The sequence below is a fragment of the Pseudonocardia sp. McavD-2-B genome (genome assembly GCF_024124365.1).
Taxonomy (GTDB): Bacteria; Actinomycetota; Actinomycetes; order Mycobacteriales; family Pseudonocardiaceae; genus Pseudonocardia; species Pseudonocardia alni.
Genome location: NZ_JAMXSG010000038.1, coordinates 19,899 through 27,535, shown reverse-complemented (window position 1 = coordinate 27,535; position 7,637 = coordinate 19,899). Strand labels below are relative to the sequence as shown.

Here is a 7,637-nt window from a genome sequence, read left to right as displayed (position 1 = left end):
GGGCGGCACGTGGGCCACGACCTCGACCCCCGGCGGCACCACCGGCCGCCCCACCGCCACCGCCGAGACCCGGTCGCCGTCGTCGTGCACGTCCTCAGTTCTCCCCGCCCCGTTCGTCCGGACGGCCCAGCTTGCCATGTGCCGCAGCACAGTAGGCCGTCCGAACGGCGCGGAACCCGCCGGTTCGGCGCGAACGGGCCGGGCGGGCTCAGACCGCGACGACGGGGCGGCGCAGCCGCAGCAGCGCCTTGGCCGCGGCCGCCGCGGAGGCGACGAGCGCCGCGAGGACGAACCCGGCGAGCACCGACATCAGCGGGTCGCCGTGCGTGATCGGCCCGACCAGGACGCCGATGCCGGTCATCCAGGTGCTCCACACCAGGGCGCTCGCGACGGTCGCGGGCAGGAACGCGCGCAGCGGCAGCCGGACCCGGCCGGCCGCGGACACGCTCGCCAGCCGTCCGCCGGGCAGCAGCCGGGTCGCGACCAGCGCGGCGACCGGTCGGCGGTGCAGGTGGCGGCGGACCCAGGCGCCGGTCCCGTCACTGCGACGGGTGCCCCGGACGACCGAGTGGGAGCTGCGTCCGGCGCCGTAGAGCATCGCGTCGCCGAGCAGGGACCCGACCACCGCGGCACCGAACAGGGCCACGATCCGCCACCGGTCGCCGTCCGCCAGCGCGGCGGCCGTGGCGCTGAACAGCACCGGCTCGCTCGGCAGGAACGGGAACGGCCCGTCGCACATCACGGCGACGGCGAGCAGGGGCACCAGCCAGGGGCTCTGGAGGAGGTACCCGATCAGGGCGCTCGGGTCGGTCACGGGCTCTCCGGAGGTCGAGCGGCGGGGGCGGAGCCGAGTCTGCCCGGTCCCGTGACCTGTTCGTGATGGGGGTGGCCCCCGTTACGGGTTTACCTCCGCTCACCGCAGGGAACGCACCGCCCCGCCTGCTCAGTCCGCGAGGCCCTGCTCGATGGCGTACCGGACGAGCTGACTGCGGTTGTGCAGCTGCAGCTTGCGCAGGGTGTTCTGCACATGGCTCTCGACGGTCCGGTGCGAGACGACGAGCTTCGCCGCGATCTGCTTGGCCGTCATGCCCTTCGCGACCAGGCGCAGCACCTCGGTCTCGCGGTCGGTGAGTGCCGGGACGGCGGGCGCGCCGTCGGCGGGACGCGGGGCGTCGGCGAGCCGCCGGTACTCCCCCAGCACCAGCCCGGCCAGCCCCGGGGTGAACACGGCGACGCCGTCGGCGGTGCGCCGGATGGCCTCCAGCAGCTCGTCGACCCCGGCGGACTTCACCAGGTAGCCGAGCGCACCGGCCTTGACCGCCTCCAGGACGTCGGCGTGCTCACCGGAGGCCGACAGCACCAGTACGCGGCTGTCCGGGCTCTGCTGCCCGATCGCGGCGATCGCGTCCACGCCGGAGGTCACGCCCAGGTTGAGGTCCATGAGGATCACGTCCGGCCGCACGGCCGTCGCGATCCGGACGGCCGCGGGCGCGTCCGGGGCCGTCGCGACGACGTCGAGGCCGCGCTCGGCGAGGTCGCGGGCCACGCCCTCGCGCCAGATCGGGTGGTCGTCGACGACCATCACCCGGATGCTCATGTGTCCTCCCTGGGGACCCGGATGACCCATTCGGTCCCGATGTCCGGTCCGGTGTCCAGCGTCAGTGTCCCGCCGACGTCGCCGACGCGGCCACGGATGGAGCGGGACACCCCCATCCGGCCCTGCGCCTCGGCCTCGGCGAGGCGGCCCTCGGGGATGCCGGGGCCGTCGTCGCGGACGCTGACCTCGACCGCCCCGGGCAGCTCCTCGACCAGCACCCACGCGCGCGCGTCCGACCCGGCGTGCAGCGCCACGTTCGCGAGCGCGGCCCGCACCGCGCCCTCCACCTCGTCGACGACCGGCCGGCCCAGCTCGACCGGACGTCCGGGGGCCGAGACGGTGACCCGGTCCGAGGCGAGGATCCGCAGCGCGGCGGCGAGGTCGCGGCACCCGGACGCGTCGGTGGTCCCCGGCCCGGACAGCAGCGCACGCAGCGCGGTCTCCTGCTCTCCGGCGAGCACGCCGAGCTCGGTCGCCCCGCCGCCCAGCTCGGCGCCGCGGCGCTGGACGTGCGCCAGCACCTGCAGGACTCCGTCGTGCACGGCCCGGGTGAGCCGCTCGCGTTCGGCGGTGGCGGCCTGTTCGGCGACGAGGCGGCGCAGCCGGGCGGCGGTGCGGTCGAGCACGTGCGCGGCGAACCCGACGGTCAGCCCGGCCAGTCCGAGCAGCTGCATGTCGCCCAGCTCCAGCACCCCGAACCGCTGCTTGGACAGCACCAGCGCCACCGAGATCACGGCGGCGGCGAGCACCCCGCCGGTGATCCGGAACGCGACCGCGCAGGCCAGCACCCCGCCGGAGGTCCAGATCGACCCCATGCCGGGGCCGCCCTCGTCGAGGTGGGCGACCCGGACGACCAGCGGCGTGGTCGCCATGATCGCGACGCAGACGCCGAGGTCGGCCAGGGCGAGCAGGCCGCGGCGGTCCGGTGCGCCGGGCAGCCCGCCGAGGTAGCCCCAGGACGTCACGGCCGTCCACACCGCCATCACGACGAGCACGCCGACCGCGGCCGGCGGACGTTCGTAGCCGGTGGGCAGGTGGTAGAGCGTCACGCCGACGACCGTCAGCAGCGTGAGCAGGCGGTAGGCGATGACGCCGCGCCAGAACGGCTCCAGCGGGTGCTCCACGTCGTCCATGCTGACCGACAGCGCGCCGCGCCGGGGCCGACCGCTCATCTCGGCTTGGTACCGGTGATCAGGGCGTTGTAGAACCAGCTGCGCGGCACGACCCGGTTCAGGACGTGCTCGTCGAGCCAGGACAGCCGCTGCCAGCCGTGGTAGGCGAACATCGCCCAGTTCCAGCCGAGCTTTCCGGGCGGGACGGCCGCCTCGAAGGTCCGCACCGGCCAGCCCAGCATGGCGGCGGCGAACTCCTCGGTGGAGGCCCGCACTCCCTCTGCCCCGGCCCGGGTCGCGGTGCGCTCCAGGTCGGCCGGGTCGAAGGTGTGGATGTCGACGACCGACTCCAGCGCGGCGGCCCGGGAGGACTCGTCGAGCTCGTGCTGCGGGCGCCGCCAGCCCCGCAGGGCCGGGAGCTTCGTCAGGGTGGTCGTGGCCTTCCAGGTCCACTGGCCGAGCGTGCGGGCGTAGGCGTCGCCGACGGTGGTGGGCTCGCCCGCGAACACGAACCGCCCGCCCGGCTCCAGCACCCGCAGGACCTCACGGAACGCGGCCTCGACGTCGGGGATGTGGTGCAGCACCGCGTGCCCGACGACGAGGTCGAAGCTGTCGTCGGGGAACGGGATGTGCTCACCGTCGACGACGGCACCCTCCACCTCCAGCCCGAGGTGCTCGGCGTTGCGGGTGGCGGCGTCGACCATCCCCGGCGACAGGTCGGTGACGACGCCGCGCTCGGCGACACCGGCCTGCATCAGGTTCAGCAGGAAGAACCCGGTGCCGCTGCCCAGTTCCAGGGCGCGCAGGTAGGGGCGGCCGTCCCACGGGGCCGCGGCGCGGAAGCGGCCCGCGGCGTAGTCGATGCAGCGCTCGTCGTAGCTGATCGACCACTTCTCGTCGTAGGTGCCCGCCTCCCAGTCGTGGTAGAGCACGTTGGCGAGCTTCGGGTCGTGCCAGGCCGCCTCGACCTGCTCGGCGGTGGCGTGCGGGGTGGGCGCCGGGTCCGAACTCATGAGTAGGAGTTTCGCAGAGCACGGCCGCCGACCTGCTCCCCGCCCGGGCGCGTCGCGCGGCCGGGCGGGGGCGGGACGGCTCAGCGGCCGGTGAAGGTGGCCTTGCCGGGGCCGTTCTCGACGAAGCTGGCCATGCCGGCCTTCGCGTCGTCGGTGGCGAACACGCCCGCGAACAGCTCGGACTCGATGTCCAGGCCGGTACGCAGGTCGGTGTCGAGGCCGTTGTCGATCGCCTTCTTGGCGGCGGCGTAGGCCAGGGCGGGGCCCGCGGTGAACTGCTGCGCCCAGGCGACGGCGCGGGTGTAGACCTCGTCGGCCGGGACGACCTCGTCGACCAGCCCGATCGCCAGCGCCTCGTCGGCCTTCACCATGCGGCCGGTGTAGATCAGGTCCTTGGTGCGCGACGGCCCGATCAGCCGCGCGGCGCGCTGGGTGCCGCCGCCACCCGGGAAGATGCCGAGCAGGATCTCGGGGAAGCCGAGCTTGACGTTGTCCCCCGCGATGCGCCGGTCGGCCCCGAGCACGACCTCCAGGCCGCCGCCGAGGGCGTACCCGGTCACCGCGGCGACGGTCGGCTTGGGGATCGTCGAGACGGCCCCCAGCCCGGCGGACAGCCGCCGCGCCTGCGGCGCCATGTCCGAGTAGGACATCGACGCCATCTCCTTGACGTCCGCACCCGCGGCGAAGGTCTTCTCCCCGCCGTACACGACGACCGCGCGCACGTCGGCGCGGGTGGCGGCCTCGTCGGCCACCTCCAGCAGCTCACCCTGGATCTGGCGGTTCAGGGCGTTCATCGGCGGGCGGTCGATCCGGATCGTCCCGACGCCCTCGTCCACGGACAGGCTCACGAATTCGGTCACGTCTGCGGACCCTAGTCGCCTCCGGCGCCCTGGAGCGCGCAGTGATCCGACCCGGCCGCCTCGGCCCGCGTGGCGTCCCGTCCCGGTTCGCGGCGACCCGCGCGACGGTCGCCCCACGCGGGTGCGGGCACCGGCGCCCGGCGGCGGATCAGTCGCGTCGGTGGGCGGTGAACCGTCCGTTGCCGCGGCGCTCGACGGTCAGCGGCAGCCCGAACGTCTCCGACAGCGGCTCGGAGGTCATGACCTCGTCCAGGAGCCCCGCGGCGACCACACGCCCTTCACGCAGCAGCAGCCCGTGGCTGTAGTTCGGCGGGATCTCCTCGACGTGGTGGGTGACCAGCACCGACGCCGGGGCGTACGGGTCGTCGGCGAGGTCGGCGAGCCGGGTGACGAGGTCCTCGCGGCCGCCGAGGTCCAGCCCGGCGGCGGGCTCGTCGAGCAGCAGCAGTTCCGGGTCGGTCATCAGCGCGCGGGCGATCAGGGTCCGCTTGCGCTCGCCCTCGGAGAGCGTGCCGTACGCGCGCCCGGCGAACCCCGCCATGCCGAGCTGGCCCAGCAGCTGCTCGGCGCGGCCGGTGTCGTCGCGCTCGTACTCCTCGCGCCAGCGCCCGAGGACCGCGTAGCCCGCGGAGACGACGACGTCGGAGACGATCTCGTCGCCCGGGATCCGGACGCCCAGATTCGCCGAGGTGAGACCGATCCGGGTGCGGAGCTCGAAGACGTTGACCCGGCCCATGCGCTCACCGAGCACATGGACGGTGCCGGCGGTCGGGTGCAGCTCCGCACCGGCGAGCCGGAGCAGGGTCGTCTTGCCGGCGCCGTTCGGGCCGAGGACGACCCAGCGCTCGTCGAGTTCCACCCGCCAGTCGACGGCATCGAGCAGGATGGTGTCGCCGCGGCGGACGGTGGCGTCGTCCATCCCGACGACCACGTCCTCGTCGTCGATCGGGGTGGAAACGGGTGTGACACCGGGCGCGGACGGGGTTCGGGGCGAAGTCACCCCCCTATCCTGGCCGATCGTGCCTGTCTTCCCCCTCGGTGCCCACCCCGACGACCACGGGACCCGCTTCGCGGTCGCCACCACCAGCGCCGAGACCGTCGAGGTGTGCCTGATCGACGGCGCCGCCGACGGTGAGGGCGGTGGTCTCACCGAGCGGCGCGTCGAGCTGCGTGAACACACCTTCGGCGTGTGGCACGGCCACGTGCCCGGGGTGCGGCCCGGTCAGCGCTACGGCTACCGGGTGCACGGCGAGTACCGGCCGTTCCACGGGCTGCGCGCGAACCCGCACAAGATCCTCGTCGACCCCTACGCCGCGCGGATCACCGGCACCGTCACCGACGTCGTCGCCGCCCGCGGGTGGGACGGCGACCCGATGTCCGGGCGGCCCAGCACCGTCGACTCGCTCGGCTCGGTGCCGCTGTCGGTCGTCACCGCCACCGACGCCGCGCCGCGCCCACCCCGCCCGGACGTGCCGTGGTCGGAGACGGTGATCTCGGAGATCCACGTGCGCGGCTGGACGAAGCTCCACCCCGAGGTGCCCGAGGCGCACCGTGGCACCTACCTCGGGCTGGCCCACCCGGCGGTGATCGCGCAGCTGCAGCGGACCGGGGTGACGGCCGTCGAGCTGCTCCCGGTGCAGGCCAACGCCCCCGAGCCACCGCTGCTGGAGCGGGGCGCGCCGAACTACTGGGGCTACGCCACGCTGGGCTTCCTCGCCCCGCACGCCGGCTACGCCTCGGACCCCGGCAACGAGGTCGCGGAGTTCCGCTACCTCGTCGACACCCTGCACGCGGCCGGGATCGAGGTCGTCCTCGACATCGTCCCCAACCACACCTGCGAGGGCGGGGTCGGCGGCACCACCCTGTCCTACCGCGGCCTCGACGCGCCGGCGTACTACTCGCTCGGCGGGTCCGGGCACGACGCCGACATCACCGGCACCGGCAACACCCTCGACGCCGGCTCCCCCACGGTGATCCGGTTGGTCTGCGACGCCATGCGGCACTGGGTGCACGCCTACGGCGTCGACGGGTTCCGGATCGACCTCGCCTCGGTGCTCGGTCGCCCGCGGTCGGGTCCGTTCTCCCCGGACTCCGCACTGCTCACCGCGATCGCCCAGGACCCGACCCTGTCGACGACCAAGTTGATCGCCGAGCCGTGGGACGCGACCGGCGAGGGCTACCGCGTCGGCGGGTTCGGCGTGGCGTGGTCGGAGTGGAACGGCCGTTACCGCGACGCGGTGCGCGACTTCTGGCGCGGCCACGGCGGCGTCGCCGAGCTGGCGTCGCGGCTGACCGGCAGCTCCGACATCTACCAGCACTCCGGGCGTCGCCCGTGGGCCTCGGTCAACTTCGTCACCGCCCACGACGGCTTCACCCTGCGCGACCTCGTGTCCTACGAGCACAAGCACAACGAGGGCAACGGCGAGAACAACCGCGACGGCACCGACGACAACCGCTCGCAGAACCACGGCGCCGAGGGCCCGACCGACGACGCCGGCATCCGCGCCGCCCGGCAGGCCACGGCCCGGGCGATGATGGCGACGCTGCTGCTGTCGATCGGCACCCCGATGATCACCGGTGGCGACGAGCGCTGGCGCACCCAGGGCGGCAACAACAACGCCTACTGCCGCGACGACGAGACCTCCTGGGTGGACTGGACCCGCACCGACGAGACCACGGCGATGGAGGCGTTCACCGCCAAGGTCGCTGCGCTGCGCCACGAGTCACCGGTGCTGCACCGCGACCAGTTCTACGTCGACGGCGAGGTCCTCTGGTGGGACCCGTCCGGGCGGCCGATGGAGCCCGGGGACTGGCACGACGGCGGCCGCCGCACCCTCGCGCTGCTGCTGGCCGATTACTGGCTGCTGGTCCTGCACGCCGGCGACGAGCCCGCCGACTGCGTGCTGCCCAGCGACCACGGATTCGACCCGGTCCTGGACTCGACCGCGCCCGACGGCACCCCCGCCGACACCACCCCGCTCGACGCCGGGGCGACGATCGTTCTACCGCCCCGCTCGGTACGCCTGCTGCGCAGCCGCTGACCGGACCCGGCCAG

Annotated in this window: 7 protein-coding genes; 1 reads left to right on the top strand and 6 read right to left on the bottom strand. The window is 74.3% G+C overall.

What is annotated here, in order from left to right; translation table 11 throughout:
- Window positions 1-208: 208 nt before the first annotated feature.
- From NH602_RS08285 to NH602_RS08260, 6 genes are all read right to left on the bottom strand, one after another.
- Complete coding sequence (locus NH602_RS08285) at window positions 209-814, bottom strand: DedA family protein (protein ID WP_179761972.1); 606 nt, start codon at window positions 812-814, stop codon at window positions 209-211.
- Window positions 815-943: 129 nt separating this feature from the next.
- Window positions 944-1,597 carry a response regulator transcription factor gene (locus NH602_RS08280; RefSeq protein ID WP_179761971.1) on the bottom strand — a complete coding sequence of 218 codons (654 nt, stop codon included), beginning with the start codon at window positions 1,595-1,597 and terminating at the stop codon, window positions 944-946.
- Window positions 1,594-2,769 (bottom strand): MacS family sensor histidine kinase, encoded by a 1,176-nt coding sequence (macS, locus tag NH602_RS08275; protein ID WP_253067479.1) that lies wholly within the window; start codon window positions 2,767-2,769, stop codon window positions 1,594-1,596. The genes NH602_RS08280 and macS overlap by 4 nt, the downstream gene beginning before the upstream one ends.
- On the bottom strand, window positions 2,766-3,722 hold the full coding sequence (locus NH602_RS08270; RefSeq protein WP_073578475.1) for a class I SAM-dependent methyltransferase: 957 nt from the start codon (window positions 3,720-3,722) through the stop codon (window positions 2,766-2,768). The genes macS and NH602_RS08270 overlap by 4 nt, the downstream gene beginning before the upstream one ends.
- An 80-nt stretch (window positions 3,723-3,802) precedes the next feature.
- Entirely contained in the window at window positions 3,803-4,582 is a 780-nt protein-coding gene (locus tag NH602_RS08265) for an enoyl-CoA hydratase/isomerase family protein (RefSeq protein ID WP_073578476.1), read from the bottom strand.
- 148 nt (window positions 4,583-4,730) lie between these two features.
- A complete protein-coding gene (locus tag NH602_RS08260) occupies window positions 4,731-5,501 on the bottom strand; it encodes an ABC transporter ATP-binding protein (protein ID WP_253067480.1) in 771 nt (256 codons plus the stop codon).
- A 100-nt stretch (window positions 5,502-5,601) separates the two neighbouring features.
- Here NH602_RS08260 and glgX point away from each other — a divergent pair, with 100 nt between their 5' ends.
- On the top strand, window positions 5,602-7,623 hold the full coding sequence (gene glgX, locus NH602_RS08255) for a glycogen debranching protein GlgX (RefSeq protein ID WP_179761969.1): 2,022 nt from the start codon (window positions 5,602-5,604) through the stop codon (window positions 7,621-7,623).
- Window positions 7,624-7,637: the final 14 nt, after the last annotated feature.

Coding starts and splice junctions, on each gene's coding strand:
- NH602_RS08270 (WP_073578475.1), bottom strand. CDS start 3,722: ATGAGTTCGGACCCGGCGCCCACCCCGCACGCCACCGCCGAGCAGGTC.
- macS (WP_253067479.1), bottom strand. CDS start 2,769: ATGAGCGGTCGGCCCCGGCGCGGCGCGCTGTCGGTCAGCATGGACGAC.
- NH602_RS08260 (WP_253067480.1), bottom strand. CDS start 5,501: ATGGACGACGCCACCGTCCGCCGCGGCGACACCATCCTGCTCGATGCC.
- NH602_RS08280 (WP_179761971.1), bottom strand. CDS start 1,597: ATGAGCATCCGGGTGATGGTCGTCGACGACCACCCGATCTGGCGCGAG.